Source organism: Bradyrhizobium sp. USDA 4506 (assembly GCF_054058795.1).
Window position 1 is genome coordinate 5,428,671 of sequence record NZ_JBSSBM010000002.1, and the last position, 14,005, is coordinate 5,442,675.

The following is a 14,005-nucleotide window of genomic DNA, read 5'->3' on the forward strand; positions in this document are numbered from 1 at the left end:
CGCGGGGAGAGGTCGAAATTCGCACAGCGAATTTCGGGTGAGAGGCGAAGCAATACGTCTCCGCAGAGACAGTCCTTCCGACTCGTTCGGATCGCGCGTGCACATCGAGGCGGCCGTTGCGCAGAGAGAGCCCCTCACCCCAACCCTCTCCCCGTAAGAACGGGGAGAGGGAGCAGAAAACCAAACGGCGGCTTCGGCCGCCGTCTTTGTCTGCTTGTTTATCTGCTTTTTTGTCTTCTTGGCCAGTGGGAGGCATCGATGCTAGAACGTACAAATCCCCGCGCGATCAATTCCGGGCTTGCATCGATGTTCGACCTGAGCCAGCTCCGCTGCTTTGTCACGGTGGCCGAAGAATTGCACTTCGGCCGCGCCGCGGCGCGGCTCAACATGACGCAGCCGCCGCTGAGCCGGCAGATCCAGGTACTCGAGCACATCATCGACGCGCCGCTGTTGGAACGCACCAGCCGCTCGGTGCGGCTGACGCCGGCCGGACGCAGTTTCCTGCCCGAGGCGCGGCGCATCCTGAAGCTGGCGGAATCGGCCTCGCAGGTGGCCCGCCGCATCGCGCTCGGCAAGACCGGCTCGCTCAAGATCGGCTTCACCGCCGCGGCCGCCTACGGCTTCCTGCCCGACCTGATCGCGGCCTGCCGCTCGCGCCTGCCCGAGGTCGATTTTTCGCTGAAGGAGATGGTCTCCGGCGATCAGTTCGAGGCGCTCACCACCGGGCAGATCGATGCCGGCCTGCTGCGCCCGCCGATCGCGCGGCCGGAATTCGCCAGCCGGCGCGTCGTGGCCGAGCCGTTGCTCGCCGCGATCCCGAAGAAGCATCCGCTGGCCGCGGCCGAGACCGTCAGCATCAAGGATTTCGACGACCAGCCCTTCGTGATGTATTCGCCCTATGAGGCGCGCTACTTCCATGATCTCCTGGTGTCGATGTTCACGCGCGCCGACGTGCTGCCGCGCTATGTGCAGCATCTCAGCCAGATCCACTCGATCCTCGCCATGGTGCGCGCCGGGCTTGGCGTTGCGATCGTGCCGGAAGCGGCCGCCAGCCTGAAGATCGCGGAGGTCAAGCTGAAGCCGCTGAAGCTGCGATCACCCGTGCCGGTCGAGCTGTTCATGGTTTGGCGGCGCGATCACGAGAACCAGTTGCTGCCGCCGCTGATCGAGATCGCAACCGAAATCGCAGCGCCGCATCTGCGCGGCGATTGATGCAGAGTTAGCATCGCTCGATACCGCGTTTGGCTTGGACGCGCATCGAAGCATTCCCTAGAAATTCCGCCATGGACGCGCGCTGCTCGCGCATCCCGTTCCCAGAAACATTCAAGGAGTGGCGCCATGAGCAAGATGACCCCTCAGGAGATGGCCGCTAGAATCGGTGGCGGCCTCCTGTCCTTCCCCGTGACCCCGTTCAACGCGGATTATTCGTTCGACGAGGCGACCTATCGCGCCAACATGGACTGGCTGTGCGGCTATGACGTCGCCGGCCTGTTCGCCGCCGGCGGCACCGGCGAGTTCTTCTCGCTGACGCCAAGTGAAGTTCCGCACGTCGTGAAGATCGCGGTCGACGAGACCAAGGGTCGCGTTCCCGTGCTGGCCGGCACCGGCTACGGCACCGCGATCGCGCGCGAGATCGCTGTCGGCGCCGAGAAGGCCGGTGCCGACGGCCTGCTGCTGCTGCCGCCCTATCTCACGCATGCCGAGCAGGACGGCCTCGCCGCCCATGTCGAGGCGGTGTGTTCGTCGGTCAAGATCGGCGTCATCGTCTACAACCGCGACAATGCGATCCTGCAGCCCGATACGCTGGCGCGCCTCTGCGAGCGCTGCCCGAACCTCGTCGGCTACAAGGACGGCATCGGCGATATCGAGCTGATGACCCGCGTCTACACCCGGCTCGGCGATCGCCTGACCTATATCGGCGGCCTGCCGACCGCGGAGACCTTCGCCCTGCCCTATCTCGACATGGGCGTGACCACCTATTCGTCGGCGGTGTTCAATTTCGTGCCCGAATTCGCCACCAATTTCTACGCCGCGGTGCGCCGGCGCGATCATCAGACCATCCATGCAGGCCTGAAGGATTTCATCCTGCCGCTGATCGCGATACGCAACCGCAAGAAGGGTTATGCGGTGTCGATCATCAAGGCCGGCATGAAGGTGATTGGCCGCTACTCCGGCCCGGTGCGGCCGCCGCTGACCGATCTTACCGAGCAGGAGATCGCCGAGCTCGCGGCGCTGGTAGCAAAGCTGCCGCGGGCCGCCGCGCAGCAGGCGGCAGAATAAGCTGAACGGCCGCGAAAACAGCAAAGGACGAAGGGGAGGAGCAGATGATCCAGGACACGATCCGCACCGGCTTTGCCGGGGCACCCGTTGTCACGGCGATGGAGGTGATCCCGGTCGCCGGCCGCGACGGCATGCTCCTCAATCTGAGCGGCGCGCATGCGCCGTTCTTCACCCGCAACCTCGTTATCCTCACCGACAACTCCGGCCACACCGGCGTCGGCGAGGTGCCGGGCGGCGAGAAGATCAAGAAGACGCTCGAGGACGCAAGCGGCCTCGTCGTCGGCCAGACCATCGGCGCCTGCAACAACATCCTGGCCTCGATGCGCCAGGCCTTCGCCGATCGCGACGCAGGCGGCCGCGGCAAGCAGACCTTCGACCTCCGCATCACCATTCACGCGGTCACCGCGGTGGAATCCGCGCTGCTCGACCTGCTCGGCCAGCATCTCAATCTCCCGGTCGCGGCGCTGCTTGGCGAAGGCCAGCAGCGCTCAAGCGTCGAGACGCTCGGCTATCTCTTCTTCGTCGGCGACCGCAGGAAGACCAACCTTCCTTACGTCGAGGGCGAGACCGGCAAGCCCGACTGGTTCGATCTGCGCCATCAGGTTGCAATGACGCCGGATGCCATCGTGCGCCTCGCCGAAGCGACGCAGGCGCATTACGGCTTTGCCGATTTCAAGCTCAAGGGTGGCGTGCTCAGGGGCGAAGAGGAGATCGAGGCCGTCACCGCAATTGCAAAACGCTTCCCGAAGGCGCGCGTCACGCTCGACCCGAACGGCGCCTGGTCGCTCGACGAGGCGATCCGGCTGTGCAGCAACATGCATGGCGTGCTCGCCTATGCCGAGGATCCCTGCGGCGCCGAGGCCGGCTTCTCCGGCCGTGAGATCATGGCCGAGTTCCGCCGCGCCACCGGGCTGCCGACCGCGACCAACATGATCGCGACCGACTGGCGCCAGCTCTCGCACGCATTGCGGCTTGGCGCAGTCGACATTCCGCTCGCCGATCCGCATTTCTGGACCATGCAGGGCTCGGTGCGGGTCGCGCAGACCTGCCGCGACAACGGCCTGACCTGGGGCTCGCACTCGAACAACCATTTCGATATTTCGCTGGCGATGTTCACCCATGTCGGCGCCGCCGCGCCCGGCAAGGTGACCGCGATCGACACCCACTGGATCTGGCAGGACGGCCAGGCGTTGACGCGCCAGCCGCTGCAGATCAAGGGCGGCAAGATCGCGATCCCGGATCGGCCGGGCCTCGGCATCGAGCTCGATCGCGGTGCCATCGAGGCCGCGAACGCGCTATACAAACAGCATGGTCTCGGCGCCCGCGACGACGCGCTGGCCATGCAGTTCCTGATCCAGGGGTGGACCTTCGACGACAAGCGTCCCTGCCTCGTGCGCTAACAAGAAAGGTTGGAAACATGACCGCTCACCAGAAGAACTTCATCGCCGGCGAATGGGTCGACGGAACAGGCATCACGCGGGACATCAACCCCTCCAACACGACCGATGTCGTCGGCGAATACGCCAAGGCCGACAAGGCGCAGACCGAAAAGGCGATCGCCGCCGCGAAGGCCGCATTCCCGGCCTGGGCGCGCTCGACGCCGCAGGAACGCTTCGACGCGCTGACCAGGATCTCGGTCGAAATCCTCGCCCGCAAGGAAGAGCTCGGCCGCCTGCTCGCCCGCGAGGAGGGCAAGACGCTGCCGGAAGGCATCGGCGAGGTGGCGCGCGCCGGACAGATCTTCGCATTCTTCGCCGGCGAAGCGCTGCGGCTGCTGGGCGAGAAAGGCGCATCGGTGCGCCCCGGCCTCGACGTTGAGATCACCCGCGAGCCCGTCGGCGTCGTCGGCATGATCACGCCATGGAATTTCCCGATCGCAATCCCGGCGTGGAAGATCGCGCCGGCGCTTTGCTACGGCAACACGGTGGTGTTCAAGCCGGCCGAGCTGGTGCCGGGCTCCGCCCATGCACTGTCCGAGATCATCGCGCGTTCCGGCATTCCGGCGGGGGTCTTCAACCTCGTGGTCGGCTCGGGCTCGGTGGTCGGCCAGACCCTGCTCGATCATCCCGATGTCGCAGCGATCTCCTTCACCGGCTCGGTGCAGACCGGCCGCAAGATCGCGCAGGCCTGCGTGCTCTCCAACCCCATGAAGAAGTTCCAGCTCGAGATGGGCGGCAAGAACCCGCTGGTCGTTCTCGACGACGCCGACGTGAAGGTCGCGGTCGAGGTCGCCGTCAACGGGGCCTATTTCTCGACGGGCCAGCGCTGCACCGCGTCCTCGCGCCTGATCGTCACGGCGGGAATTCACGACCGCTTCGTTGCCGCGATGACCGAGCGGATGAAGGGGCTTTCGGTGGATGACGCGCTGAAGAGCGGCGTGCATGTCGGCCCGGTGGTCGACCAGAGCCAGCTCGACCAGGACCTCCGCTACATCAAGATCGGCCAGGATGAAGGCGCCCGCCTGCACTGGGGCGGCGAATTGTTGAACCGCGAGACGCCCGGCTTCTATCTGCAGCCGGCGCTGTTCACCGAGGCGACCAACCAGATGCGCATCGCCCGCGAGGAGATCTTTGGCCCGGTGGCCTGCGTGATCCGCGCCAAGGATTATGAAGAGGCGCTGGCGATCTCGAACGACACCGAGTTCGGCCTCGCCTCGGGCATCTGCACGTCAAGCCTGAAATACGCCTCGCACTACAAGCGCAACAGCGAAGCCGGCATGGTGATGGTCAACCTGCCGACCGCCGGCGTCGACTACCACGTCCCGTTCGGCGGCCGCAAAGGCTCGAGCTACGGCGCACGCGAACAGGGTGCCTATGCCCGCGAGTTCTACACCACGGTGAAGACGGCTTACACGTTCCCGGGCTGAAGCAGTTGGAACAGAGTGCAGCCTCGTAAGACGCCGCGCCCCCTCTCCCGCTTGCGGGAGAGGGTCGGGGTGGGGCTCTCTCCACGAATCATACTGTGGAGAGAGCCCCCACCCGGATCGCATCTTCGATGCGATCCGACCTCCCCCCGCAAGCGGGAGAGGTGAAGTGAAGCCAGGAGGAATACGGCATGGACCAGTCGATCGGCGCGCAGGAGCAGCCCCGCTACATCAAGCTCAACGAGCGCGACAATGTCGCGATCGTCGTGAATGATTTCGGGCTGCCCGCCGGCTCCCGCTTCGCGTGCGGCCTGACGCTGCGTGCTTTCGTGCCGCAGGGCCACAAGACCGCGCTCGAAGACATCGCCGAGGGCGCGCCGATCGTCCGCTATGGCGAGGTGATCGGCACGGCGCTGTCGCCGATCCTGGCCGGTGAGTGGGTCGACGAGGCACGCATCCGCATGCCCGAGGCGCCACCGCTCGATCAGCTCGAGATCGCGACCGCGGTGCCGCCCGCGCTGCCGCCGCTCGAAGGCTTCACCTTCGAGGGCTATCGCAATCCCGACGGCTCGGTCGGCACCAAGAACATCCTCGGCATCTCCTCCTCCGTGCAATGCGTCAAGGGCACGATGGAATATGCCGTGAAGCGCATCCGCGCCGAGCTCTTGCCGAAATATCCCAATGTCGACGACGTCGTGCCGTTGACGCACGCCTATGGCTGCGGCGTCGCGATCACGGCGCCCGACGCCGTGGTGCCGATCCGCACCCTGCAGAATCTCGCGCTCAATCCGAATTTCGGCGGCGAGATCCTTGTCGTCGGACTCGGCTGCGAGAAGCTCGCGCCCGAACGGCTGGTGCCGGAGGGCGTCGGCGATGCCATCGTGCGGATGCAGGACGAGGCGTTTGACGGCTTCGGCGCCATCGTCGACGCCATCATGACCCAGGCCGAGGCCCGGCTGAAGGTGCTCAACGCGCGCAAGCGCGAGACCTGCCCGGCCGCTGACCTTGTGATCGGCCTGCAATGCGGCGGCAGCGACGCGTTCTCCGGCGTCACCGCGAACCCCGCGGTGGGCTTTGCCGCGGACCTCTTGGTGCGCGCCGGCGCGACCGTGATGTTCTCGGAAGTCACCGAGGTGCGCGACGCGATCCAGCTGCTGACCCGCCGCGCCGTCAACGAGGATGTCGGCCGCGCCCTGATCCGCGAGATGGAATGGTATGACGGCTATCTCGCGCGCGGCGGCGCCGACCGCAGCGCCAACACCACGCCGGGCAACAAGAAGGGCGGGCTCGCCAACATCGTCGAGAAGTCGCTCGGCTCGATCGTCAAGTCGGGCTCCGGCCCGATCGCGGGCGTGCTGTCGCCGGGCGAGAAGGCGCGGCAGAAGGGCATGCTGTTTGCGGCGACGCCGGCGAGCGACTTCATCTGCGGCACGCTGCAGCTCGCCTCCGGCATGACCTTGCAGGTGTTCACTACCGGCCGCGGCACGCCCTATGGCCTCGCCGCCGCGCCGGTCATCAAGGTCGCGACCCGCAGCGAGCTGGCACGACGCTGGAAGGACCTGATCGATTTCGACGCCGGCTGCATCGCCACCGGCGAGAAGACCATCGAGGAAACCGGCTGGGACCTGTTCCGCCTGATCCTCGACGTCGCGAGCGGGCGCACCAAGCCGTGGTCGGACCGCTGGGGCATCCACAACGATCTGACGCTGTTCAACCCGGCGCCGGTGACCTGAGCAACCGTGCCTCCTTAACCACCCGTTAGCCACGTCCTGACCGGCCGGGGAACGTCGCAATTCGATTCAAATTGTCCGGGCATGGAGGCACACATGACCCGGACCATCAATGATCTCAGAGATCAGGCCGACCGCGCCGAGCGGCTGGCACGCACCGGCATGGACTCGTTGACGGCCGAGCGCCTGCGTGCCTACGCAGAGGAATGTCGCATCGAAGCGGCCGAGCGGGAGAGGCAGTCGGGGGCATCACCAGCAGCATAGATGTCCGAGGTTCGCCACCACACGCTCGTCAAAATTTCTGGAGTCCTCGCACTTCCTTCGCGGCGACCTTGATCAGCGGCTTGACCGCCTGTTCCTCTCGGCCAAGCACAACGCCCGAGGCAAAGGCGCTGGCGCGCTCTTTCCGATGCGGGGACTTCAGCGTCGCATCGACCGCCAGCTTGCGGTGCGCGACAAAATCGTTGAGCGAGCCAAGCGCATCCTGGACCCGCTTCAGGTGCCTGGACAGCCGCGCGAGTTGCTTGCGTTCACCCTTGCGCGGAAACAGGCTTTCGAAGAAATCGATCGCGTATCTGAGCTTCTTGGCCCTGATGCGCACCTTGTGCCGCTCCCGGGCCGACAGCTCGTCGAGACGCCGGCCATCCTTGCGCAGCTTCCTGATGCGGCGATGCAGCAGCGCGGCGGCGAAGTCCTCGATCGGACCGCCTTCGTCCTCCGCGGCAATGGTCCGCTTTGCCTCGATCCATTGCAACGTGTCGATCAGCATGGAGCGATAGCGCCGCGAATTGACCGCGTGCCTCGCGCCGGCAAATGCACGATCGCGGCGGCCGGAAAACTCCTGCCGGATCGCTTTGCCGCCGCGCCGCAGCAGCGCGTCATGCGATGCTGGCTCGATATCTTCCTTGACGAACACATCAAGCTCGCGCGCCGGCGCGAGCGCGTTGGTGAGCCATTTCAGCTGCGTCTTGATGTCTTCCGTCGGGGCTACGGTGAGGATCTTCGAGAACAGCGAGATCGCGGCGCGCAGCCGCCGCAACCCGACCCGCATTTGGTGAATGCCTTCCGCCTCGCTCTCGCGGACGGCATCGGCATTCGACGAGAAATGACGAAGCGCGGCGCGCGCGATTACCCGAAACGCCGCGCCGGCGGTAAGTCCGGCGTCGAGCACGATGCTCCCGGCGGAGACGACGACATGCTCCTCGCCATCGGCAAGTTCATAGCCGTGTTCGGCTTTCGAACGCAGATCGAGCTCCGCCGCCGCCTTCCGCTCCAGCGCCCTGGCGACCCGGAACAGGTCGAGCGGGCGGCCGCTCTTGAGCTCGAGTTCGACCTCGTCGATTCGGCGCGAACGGTGCCCGGCCGTGGTGCAGCCGCGATCGATCGCGAGTTCGATCTCGCTGCGTTTGGTCCGCAGCGGCACGGTGATACGCCGCACCGACGTCTCGAACACCGGCTTCAGCTTGCGACCCAGCCTGCCAGACGCGAGGTCTTCGAGCGGCGTGCCTTCAGCCTTGTCGAGGTTGAGGTTTCCGTTCGCTAGGTCAGTCTCCCATTCGCCCCGTTCAAACTGCGGACCCGCTCCCGACTTGATAGTCTGAACATAGTTGCCGCCATCCCGCCGCACGCGCAACGTCAGTCCGTGCCGCTTGAGCTTGTGCTTCGCGGTGTCGAAATAAGTCGAGACGAGATCGCTCTCGGATGGTGCACCGCTCTTGCTGCCGGCGACCAGCGGTTTCTTCAGTCCCTTGAGCTTGCGCGCGGGAACGTGGAATTTGAGCTCCGTCTCGGCCGCCATCGTCGCTCCATGCCTGGGGCACCAAGCAAACGTCCGCCGTGACGAGGTCAGCGACGGACGTTCATGCTCACACAAGATCGCCTGAGTTGGCGTCAATCGTCGTCGTTATGGATGACGGTCTTGCTGCGATTGCCGAATTCGTCCCGCTTCTTGATGACCGTGGTCCGGTCATGGCGCGGCTCACGCTCCCTGATCACCGTGGTGCGATCACGATCGCGATCGCGATATTCGGGTGCCCGACCAACCGTTACGCCTGCGCCGACGGGACCTGCGCGGACACCGATATCATCGGCGAACACAGGCGATGCGATCGCGGTCACCATGGCCGCGGTTAGCAGATACGTCCTCATGCCGTCTCTCCTCCTCCAGTTGCGACGTGAAGGAGGAACGTCGAGTGCGACGCACCGTTCCTGTATCGACCGTGCTGCAATTGCTCACGCTCAGTCGCGAAATATCGCGCCGGGAACTCGCTGAACAGGCATTCATCTGTGTGGCGAAATACCCATGTTCCACGCGTTGAATAGCCTGAATTGATGTCCCACGTCCTTAACTAATAGGAGGACGTTCCATGAAACAGTCACAGCACTTCCGCGACAATGCGGAGAACTGCGCGCAACTTGCCGAGCGTGCCGACGACGGGCCGACCTACAATCGCTTCAAGCGAATGGAAGCGGCTTGGCGCGCGCTGGCAAAGGAACAGGACTGGCTCGACGGCGAGACCTCGCCATCGGAAAATGCAGCCTAGATCCAGCCCGGCCGTGGCGGCAAATGCGACGTCGCCACGGCCCGCGGCCTACTCGGCGCTGCGCTGCCGCTGCCAGCGCAACAGATAGGCCTGCAGCCGCCAGATGATCGCCGACAGCACCACGCCGACCAGCATCAGCACCACGACCGCAACCATCATGCCCGAGGCCTCGCCGCGCGCCTCCGATTCGATGATGAGGCGACCGATGCCGCGCTCGGCGCCGATGAACTCGCCGACGATCACGCCGATCAGCGCGAAGGAGATCGCGGGCGTCAGCGAGGCGAACACCCAGGCCATGGTCGAGGGGATCACCACCGTCCTGGTGATCTGCCACTCGCTGGCACCGAGCAGCCGCGCCGCGTTGGTGAAACCCTCGTCGATCGAGCGGGCGCCCTCGAATGTGTTGAAGAACACCAGGAACACGACGACGATCCACGACGTCACGATCTTGGACATGTCGCCGATCCCGAATGCCAGCACGATGATCGGCGCCAGCGCGATCCGCGGGATCGAATTCACCGCGGTGATGAAGGGCTGAAAGATCGCGCTCAGCCGATCGGATCGTCCCAGGATCAGTCCGGCGACGAAGCCGCTGACCACGCCGGTGACGAAGCCGAAGAAGGTATTCTTCAGGGTAATGGCGGTCGCGGCCCAGAGGTTGTTCTCGTTGCGCGCCAGGCACTTTCCGAAGTCGCCGTTGAACCAGCTGTTGAAGGCGCCGAGCTTCGAGGTCAGGCAGCTCTGGATCAGGAAGTTATCGAAGATCATCGACGGCTTCGAGATGAAGTAGGGATCGAGCAGGTCGGGCACCAGCCAGGGCAGTTTGGTGCGGAGGTCGTAGCCCCATTGCCAGACTGACAGCACGACAACGCAGATCAAGACCTGCCAGCCGACCGTGCCGAGCGTGCCGTACCGTTTCATGTGCTGCGGCCCTTGACGAATTCCTCGCCCAGCGAATGCCAGATGTGCTGGAACATCTCGGCATAATGCGGGGTCTCGCGCACCTTCACCGCATCGCGCGGGCGGTCGAAATCGACCTCGAACATGTCCTTGATCCGGCCCGGCCGCGCCGAGAACAGGATGATGCGGTCGGCCAATGTCAGTGCCTCGCCGAGATCGTGGGTCACGAACAGCACGGTCTGCTGCTCGCGCTCCCAGATCCGAAGCAGCACCTCGTGCATGTCGATCTTGGTGTGGGTGTCGAGCGCGCCGAACGGCTCGTCCATCAACAGGATCTGCGGCTCGACGATCAGCGTCCGCATCAGCGCCGCGCGCTGGCGCATGCCGCCCGACAGCGCCGACGGATAGGCGTTCTCGAATCCCTTCAGGCCGGCCTGCGCGACGCATTCGGCGATGCGCTCGTTCCGTTCGTGAGCCGGCACGCCTGATAACTCCAGCCCGTAGCCGATATTGTCGCCGACGGTCCGCCACGGAAACAGTGTGTCGCGCTGGAACACATAGCCGACATTGGGCGTCGCCTTGCCGGCGACGACGCGCTTGCCGTCGATCAGGATCTCGCCGCCGGTCGGGCGGATCAGCGAGGCGATCATGTTGAGCACGGTGCTCTTGCCGGAGCCCGACGGCCCGAGCAGCGCGACGAACTCGCCGCGGCGGACGTCGAAGGTGACGTCGCGCACGGCCTCGATCGTGGTTTTGGCGAGCTGGAACGACTTGCTCAGGCCCTTGACCTCGACGCGGCGATCGGCCGAGGCGCGCGGCGATACGGTTGCGCTTGTCTCGAGCGCGCTCAACCCGGATAGGCCTTTCGCGCCGCTTCGATCAGGTTCGAATTGACCACATCGGCGATCTTGAGCGGCTTGATGCCGGTCATCTCGCGGAACCAGACCTTCTCGCCGCGAGCGAAGCTCGCGGCGTCGATCGAGCCCTCATAATCCGCGACCTTCTGGATCGACGTGATCTCCAGCAGATTGGCCTCGCGCGAGGTGCTGCCGACATAGGGCTCGATGGCGTCGTAGACCTCGGTCGGCTTGTGAGTCTTGATCCACTGCGAGGCCCGCCACAGCGCGGTGACGTAGGCCTGCATCTTGGCCGGGTCCTTGTCGATGGTGGCTTGCAGCGTGAAATGCGCCGTGACCGGCACCTTGCCGCCGATATGCTTGTTCCAGATCGCCTCGTCGGTGCCATCGAACAGCAATTCGCCCCAGCCCTGCTGCTGTGCCTCGTTCAACAGCGACAGCGAGCTGACGAGGATATCGACCTGCTTCGACTTCAGCGATCCCAGCATGGTGTCGACATTGCCGGTGCCGATCCAGGTCACCTTGTCGTCAAGCCCCATGGTTTCCATGTAATAGGACGACCAGACATGGTTGGTGCCGCCGAGCGAGGAGACCGAGACGATCGGCTTGCGGCCGTCGGGCCGCTTCCATTGCGTGAACGCCTCCAGCGAGTTGATGCCCTGGTCCTTCAGATCCTTGCGGATAATGAACATCACCGAGTTCGATCGCGTGTCGACCGGCAACAGCACGCGCGCGGCGCGGCCGTGATTGGTCAGCTGCATCGGATGGGTGACGTCGCCGATGCCGATATCGCCCTGCGACGAGGCGATGATCTCGCGGGTCTTCACGCCGCTGCCGCCCTGCACCAGCTTGCAGTCGAGCCCGGCCTCCTTGAAGTAGCCTATACGGTCGGCGACGAACTGCGTCTGATAGACTGGCACCGCGACCGGATAGATCGCGCGGCCCGCGGCCGCCTGCGCCCACGCACGCCCGGTCGCCAGCGCGGCGCCGCCGGCGGCGATGACCGTCAGCGCCGATCGCCTTGAAATGTGGGGCATGGTGAGGCGCGCCATCACGCGTGCTCCTTGGCCGAGATCCTGTCGAGTGCGCCGAGCACCGCATCGCCCATCTGGACGGTCGACAGCTTTTTCGCCCCGGCCTCGGCGATATCGGCCGTGCGGGCGCCGGAGGCCAGCGCGGTCTGCACCGCCTTCTCGAGCAGGTCGGCGTCCTCGGGCCGGTTTAGCGTCAGGCGCAGCAGCATCGCGACACTCAGGATCGAACCGAGCGGATTGGCGATGCCCTTGCCCGCGATATCGGGCGCGCTGCCATGCACCGGCTCATAGAGCGCCTTGCGCCGGCCGAAGCGATCGACCGGGCCGAGCGAGGCCGACGGCAGCATGCCGAGCGAGCCCGAAGCCATCGCCGCGCAGTCCGACAGGATGTCGCCGAAGATGTTGCCGGTCACCATCACGTCGAACTGCCGCGGTTCGCGCACGATCTGCATCGCGGCGTTGTCGACATAGAGATGGGTCAGCTCGACGTCGGAGAACTCCTCCTTGTGCAGCTTGATCACCTCCTCCCGCCAGACCACACTGGTCTCCAGCACATTGGCCTTGTCGACCGAGCAGACCTTGTTACGCCGGGTCCGCGCCAGTTCGAAGGCCGAGCGCGCCACGCGGCGGATCTGGTTCGTGGTGTATTGCTCGGTGTTGAAGCCGCGGCGCTGGCCGTCGGGCAGCGTCTCGATGCCGCGCGGCTCGCCGAAATAGATGCCGCTGGTCAATTCGCGGATGATGACGAAATCGACGCCGTCGAGCACCTCGGCCTTGAGCGGCGCGGAGGCCGACAGTGCCGGGCTCGCCACGATCGGCCGCAGATTGGCGTAGAGATCGTATTTGCTGCGCAGCCCCAGCAGACTGCCGGCCTTGCGCGCGGCCGCGGGCACTTCGGTGGTCTCCGGCCCGCCGGTCGCGCCCCACAGGATCGCATCGGCCTCGTCCATCGCCTCGGCGGTGTCCTCGGGCAGCACCTTGCCGGTCGCCAGATACGGGATCAAGCCGTATTGCGCCTCGCGCAGCGTCATCGGCACGTTACGCTTCGCCGCGAACCAGTCGAGCACGCGACGCGACTGCGCGGTGACCTCGGGGCCGATGCCCTCGCCGCCGACGACGGCGACCTTGACCATGTTGGATTGCGTGCTCATGCCGGTGTCCTTGAAGCGGGTGTCGTTGTCGAATGAATCCATGGCCGCGCCGCGCGGTCGGAGGCCTGGAAGGCGTGGATTTCGTCGTCGCGCTGCAGCGTCAGCGCCACCTCGTCGAGCCCCTTCAGCAGCCCCTCGCGCCGCCGCGGATCGATCTCGAACGAATGCCGCGCGCCCGACGGCGAGACGACGGTCTGGGCCTCGAGGTCGATCGAGACCTTGCCCGCGCCCTGCGTCGCCTCGATGTCGGCGGCAAGCTGATCGACCACCGCCTTGTCGACGATGACGGGCAGGATTCCGTTCTGGAAGCAGTTGGCGAAGAAGATGTCGCCGAAGCCGGAGCCGATGATGGCGCGGATGCCGCGCTCCTGCAGCGACCACACCGCGCCCTCGCGCGAGGAGCCGCAGCCGAAATTCGGCCCGGTCACCAGAATCTCCGCCTCGCGGTACGGCTCGCGGTTCAGGATGAACTCCGGATTCTCCGAGCCGTCGGGCAGATAGCGCAGCGAGCCGAACGCCCATTTACCGAGCGTGCCGCGGATCGAATTGCCCACCAGCCGCTCGATGCGGATGATGACGTCGGTATCGATATTGCCGCGCATGATCGGCGCGGCGGTTGCGGTGAGCTTGTCGAACGGTTTTGGCAT

14 protein-coding genes are annotated in these 14,005 nt (G+C 65.5%); 7 read left to right on the forward strand and 7 right to left on the reverse strand.

Annotated features, from left to right (window positions below):
- Positions 1-306: 306 nt before the first annotated feature.
- From ACVIHF_RS27870 to ACVIHF_RS27895, 6 genes are all read left to right on the forward strand, one after another.
- Entirely contained in the window at positions 307-1,212 is a 906-nt protein-coding gene (locus tag ACVIHF_RS27870; protein WP_092089636.1) for a LysR substrate-binding domain-containing protein, read from the forward strand.
- A 126-nt stretch (positions 1,213-1,338) separates the two neighbouring features.
- Complete coding sequence (kdgD, locus tag ACVIHF_RS27875; RefSeq protein ID WP_253607066.1) at positions 1,339-2,280, forward strand: 5-dehydro-4-deoxyglucarate dehydratase; 942 nt, start codon at positions 1,339-1,341, stop codon at positions 2,278-2,280.
- 44 nt (positions 2,281-2,324) lie between these two features.
- Entirely contained in the window at positions 2,325-3,680 is a 1,356-nt protein-coding gene (gene gudD / locus ACVIHF_RS27880; RefSeq protein ID WP_253607065.1) for a glucarate dehydratase, read from the forward strand.
- Between the two features lie 17 nt (positions 3,681-3,697).
- Positions 3,698-5,146 (forward strand): aldehyde dehydrogenase family protein, encoded by a 1,449-nt coding sequence (locus tag ACVIHF_RS27885; protein WP_456792890.1) that lies wholly within the window; start codon positions 3,698-3,700, stop codon positions 5,144-5,146.
- Positions 5,147-5,334: 188 nt separating this feature from the next.
- The gene (garD, locus tag ACVIHF_RS27890; protein WP_253607063.1) at positions 5,335-6,876 is read left to right on the forward strand and encodes a galactarate dehydratase; all 1,542 of its coding nucleotides are present in this window, start codon (positions 5,335-5,337) and stop codon (positions 6,874-6,876) included.
- A 93-nt stretch (positions 6,877-6,969) separates the two neighbouring features.
- Complete coding sequence (locus tag ACVIHF_RS27895; protein WP_168857280.1) at positions 6,970-7,137, forward strand: hypothetical protein; 168 nt, start codon at positions 6,970-6,972, stop codon at positions 7,135-7,137.
- A gap of 28 nt (positions 7,138-7,165) precedes the next feature.
- On the opposite strand, the gene ACVIHF_RS27900 is transcribed toward ACVIHF_RS27895, so the two are convergent.
- Both ACVIHF_RS27900 and ACVIHF_RS27905 read right to left on the reverse strand, forming a co-directional pair.
- A complete protein-coding gene (locus ACVIHF_RS27900) occupies positions 7,166-8,671 on the reverse strand; it encodes a CYTH and CHAD domain-containing protein (RefSeq protein WP_253607062.1) in 1,506 nt (501 codons plus the stop codon).
- A gap of 92 nt (positions 8,672-8,763) precedes the next feature.
- Positions 8,764-9,021, reverse strand: a complete 258-nt coding sequence (locus tag ACVIHF_RS27905; RefSeq protein WP_057016905.1) for a hypothetical protein — start codon at positions 9,019-9,021, stop codon at positions 8,764-8,766.
- Between the two features lie 218 nt (positions 9,022-9,239).
- On the opposite strand from ACVIHF_RS27905, the gene ACVIHF_RS27910 reads away from it, so the two are divergent.
- A complete protein-coding gene (locus ACVIHF_RS27910; protein ID WP_168857282.1) occupies positions 9,240-9,416 on the forward strand; it encodes a hypothetical protein in 177 nt (58 codons plus the stop codon).
- A 48-nt stretch (positions 9,417-9,464) separates the two neighbouring features.
- On the opposite strand, the gene ACVIHF_RS27915 is transcribed toward ACVIHF_RS27910, so the two are convergent.
- The 5 genes from ACVIHF_RS27915 to leuD are packed head-to-tail and all read right to left on the reverse strand — an operon-like array spanning position 9,465 to position 14,005.
- Complete coding sequence (locus ACVIHF_RS27915) at positions 9,465-10,337, reverse strand: ABC transporter permease (protein ID WP_057016904.1); 873 nt, start codon at positions 10,335-10,337, stop codon at positions 9,465-9,467.
- The gene (locus ACVIHF_RS27920) at positions 10,334-11,167 is read right to left on the reverse strand and encodes an ABC transporter ATP-binding protein (RefSeq protein ID WP_253607061.1); all 834 of its coding nucleotides are present in this window, start codon (positions 11,165-11,167) and stop codon (positions 10,334-10,336) included. The genes ACVIHF_RS27915 and ACVIHF_RS27920 overlap by 4 nt, the downstream gene beginning before the upstream one ends.
- On the reverse strand, positions 11,164-12,225 hold the full coding sequence (locus ACVIHF_RS27925; RefSeq protein ID WP_141340739.1) for an ABC transporter substrate-binding protein: 1,062 nt from the start codon (positions 12,223-12,225) through the stop codon (positions 11,164-11,166). Before ACVIHF_RS27925 ends, ACVIHF_RS27920 begins: the two co-directional genes overlap by 4 nt.
- Positions 12,225-13,358, reverse strand: a complete 1,134-nt coding sequence (leuB, locus tag ACVIHF_RS27930; protein ID WP_253609891.1) for a 3-isopropylmalate dehydrogenase — start codon at positions 13,356-13,358, stop codon at positions 12,225-12,227. Before leuB ends, ACVIHF_RS27925 begins: the two co-directional genes overlap by 1 nt.
- Positions 13,355-14,005 carry a 3-isopropylmalate dehydratase small subunit gene (leuD, locus tag ACVIHF_RS27935; protein WP_057016901.1) on the reverse strand — a complete coding sequence of 217 codons (651 nt, stop codon included), beginning with the start codon at positions 14,003-14,005 and terminating at the stop codon, positions 13,355-13,357. The genes leuB and leuD overlap by 4 nt, the downstream gene beginning before the upstream one ends.